The sequence below is a fragment of the Thermodesulfitimonas sp. genome (assembly GCF_052743955.1).
The window spans coordinates 1-3,049 of the sequence record NZ_JBRAIN010000144.1; the positions used below are offsets into that span (position 1 = coordinate 1).

3 protein-coding genes are annotated in these 3,049 nt (G+C 55.5%); all 3 read right to left on the reverse strand.

Translation table 11 applies throughout. The features are described from left to right. Positions 1 to 70: 70 nt before the first annotated feature. The 3 genes from ACUVTA_RS09235 to ACUVTA_RS09245 all read right to left on the reverse strand — a co-directional run bounded on the left by ACUVTA_RS09235 (position 71) and on the right by ACUVTA_RS09245 (position 2,881). Entirely contained in the window at positions 71 to 814 is a 744-nt protein-coding gene (locus ACUVTA_RS09235; protein ID WP_445952646.1) for a prepilin peptidase, read from the reverse strand. Positions 815 to 1,087: 273 nt separating this feature from the next. After that, the gene (locus tag ACUVTA_RS09240; RefSeq protein ID WP_445952647.1) at positions 1,088 to 1,555 is read right to left on the reverse strand and encodes a prepilin-type N-terminal cleavage/methylation domain-containing protein; all 468 of its coding nucleotides are present in this window, start codon (positions 1,553 to 1,555) and stop codon (positions 1,088 to 1,090) included. A 111-nt stretch (positions 1,556 to 1,666) separates the two neighbouring features. Further along, entirely contained in the window at positions 1,667 to 2,881 is a 1,215-nt protein-coding gene (locus ACUVTA_RS09245) for a type II secretion system F family protein (protein WP_445952648.1), read from the reverse strand. Positions 2,882 to 3,049 lie beyond the last annotated feature (168 nt).

Genomic DNA, 3,049 nt, shown 5'->3' on the forward strand with positions numbered 1-3,049 from the left:
CTGTTTCTGGTAATTCGGACGTAACGGACCGCGAAGCCCTTTCCTTTCGGTACCCCCCGCCTCAGTCGCACTAGAGAAGCGAAAGGAGAAGTGGTCCCCAAAGGTTACTGGCTAAAAAACCAAGCGATAGGAACGGTCCAAAAGGAACCGGCTCACGCCCTGACTTTTTTTTGATCGCGATTAGAGTCGCGCCGTAAAAAGTCCCCAATAGCGCGCCTATAAAAAGCCCGAGCATCACGCCCGGCAAGCCCAGATATAACCCCGCCGCCGCCGCGAACTTGATATCCCCGCCCCCCATGCCGCCGCCGGTCACTGCCGATAGGAGCAGGAGAAAGCACCCAACCGCAACCGCGCCCGCAACCGCTGAAGCCGCCCCCACATCACCGGCCAGCGGCCCCAAAACCACCGCCCCGGCAGCCATCCAGAGGACCAGCCGGTTCGGAATAATCCGGTGCTCAGCATCGATGAAGGCCGCCGCGAGCAGCGCTGCCGTAAAGAAAAGGTTTTTGGCCACCACCCACCCGAACCGCGCCCCTGACCCGGTACCACCACCTGATTGGGTCTGCAGCGTTATGTAAACTACCAAGAAGAGCCCCGCCGTTAGAAGCTCCACGGCGGGGTAGCGGGGACTTATCCGCCCCCCGCAGTGGCGGCACCGCCCCCGCAAGATAAAGTAACTCACCACCGGGATCAGGTCGCACCACTGGAGCCGTTCCCCGCAAGCCGGGCAACGGGATGGCGGCCACACTACACTCTCCCGCCGTGGCAGCCGGTAGATCACCACGTTCAGGAAGCTACCCACAAACAAGCCCAAAAAGCTAGTCAGACCAGCCCCAAAAATCGCCTCTTTCGGCACTTATCCGCTTAATCAGCTCGCTTCTTTTAGTAATCTTACCTTAAGACTTTGACTTCTGAAATTTTAACTTCATCAAAAATTCTCACGAAAATTTAGCAATACCCAAGCTTTTAAGGGATCCCGTTCCTTTAAAGGTACGTTGGCAACCACCTTTTTCCTATCGCCTGCCCGGATAGCAATCTTCCACTGCGGGGGGATATCCCCCCGCAGTGGAAACTAATCGTCACCCAATTACTGCCATAAGTCATCCACCTTTGTGTAGCCAGCCGGCGGCGGCGTACCGGTAACCTTCTTAGGTGCCGAATTATCCGTAACGTAGTAATAATCATTGCCGTGGACACACCACACAGCGTACCCACTCGGATCATTATTCTTAGTGCCGTACGTATACGAACCGTTCCAAGGATCCTTCTTGTCGCTAATGCCATTACGCGAAAGGATGTTTTTTACGTCATTAATATCAGTGGGAGCAGTTCCACCTCCCTCGTCCGCGATGTAGACCTCCAGCACCGACTTCATCGCCCGCAAATCGCTCAAAGCCACCTTCTCGCGCGCTTTTTCGGTCTGTCCGAGGAACCTGGGCATGGCAGTCGTTACCAGTATCCCGATGATTGCCACCACAACTAACAATTCGACCAGCGTAAAACCGCGCTCATCTGCCCTCAACCGCTTCATTCGCGCCGCTAACCGCAAAAGCATTGCCCAAAACCTCCTTCGCAAAATTTTGCCTTTCCTAAAATAAACTAATACCGTCCGGGAAACCAGTTTTGCTCCTCTAATCCCCTTTTTCGGCAGCAATCTGGCTCCTCTTTACCGGACGCTGCCGTAAATCGAAAAGATCGGCACAAGAACCGAAAGGATAATCGAACCTACAATGAAGCCCAACACCACAATTAGGAGCGGCTCGATGGCCACCGCGAGCCGCTTGGCCGTTGCCTCCACGTCTTGGTCGTAAAAGACGGCCACCTTCTCTAATAGCTCTTCCAGCGCCCCGGTTTCTTCCCCTACGGCCACCATTCTGGTCACCATGGGCGGGAAGACCCCGGTTTTCTCCAAGAGACCCGCTATCCCACCCCCTTCGCTAACGTTCTCTATGGTCTGCTCGAGTGCCCGGGTGATCACCACGTTGCCGATGGTTTTCTTCACCACTTCCAGCGCAGCCAAAATCGGCACGCCGCTCTGGACCATCGTGCCGAGGGTCCGGGCAAAGCGAGCAACAATCACCTTCCGGACAAGCGTCCCCAATACGGGAACCCGCAACACAAAACGGTCCCAAACCTCCTTGCCGTGCGGCGTATAAGCAAAGAAGTAGCGCAAAGCCACCCCGGCCAGCAGCAACCCGAAAAGCAAGAGCGGCCAGAAACGTTTAATAAAGAGGCTGAGCCCCATGAGAAAACGCGTCGGCAGCGGCATGGGAAGATTCATCTCCCTGAAGATATTGACAAAAGTAGGCACGACAAACGTCAGGAGAATACTAATAACGAGCGCCGCCACGATAAGCACAATCACCGGGTAGGTCAGCGCCCCGCGCACCGCTTCGCGGATTTCGTGCTCTTTTTCGAAATGAACCGCCAGCCGTTCGAGGACCTCCTCGAGGGTACCGCTCACCTCGCCCGCCTCCACCATGCTGGTAAAGACCGCCGGGAAAACACGCGGGTAAAGGCGGAAGGCTTCGGCGAGGCTGAGCCCCCCTTCGAGACGCTCAACAACCCCTTCGAGGGCGTTCCGCAAAAGTTTATTCTCCGCCTGTTCGGCGAGCACGCTTAGCGCCTGAAAAACCGGCAGCCCCGCCTCGAGCATTACGCTGAACTGGCGGCAAAAGACGGCGAGATCCCGCTGGGAAACCCGCCCCCCTAATAAAGTAGCGAGCGTAACGTTGGTTTTCACGGCCGGGCGAACGTCAGTAACAAAGAGGTTCTTCCCCCGCAGCCTTTTGATAACCGCCGCTTCGCTGTCCGCTTCGAGAAAACCCGTTACCAATTGCCCCTTAAAATCCCGTGCCCGGTAGCTGAAAGTCTTTGCCACCAGCACCGCTCCCCTTAAACAAACTACCAGTGCCAGTTACTTATTTGTTTCGCCAGAAGTCACCTGATTTCCTGCCCCGATTACACAAAATAACCCTGGGCTTTCTCAACCTCTTAAACGAGGTCTCTGAAAAACCAGCTTAAAAAATAACCCATCATTTCTGAAGGG

Bases quoted from the DNA above. Each gene is read 5' to 3' on its own strand.
- ACUVTA_RS09240 (WP_445952647.1), bottom strand. From the start codon at position 1,555: ATGCTTTTGCGGTTAGCGGCGCGAATGAAGCGGTTGAGGGCAGATGAG.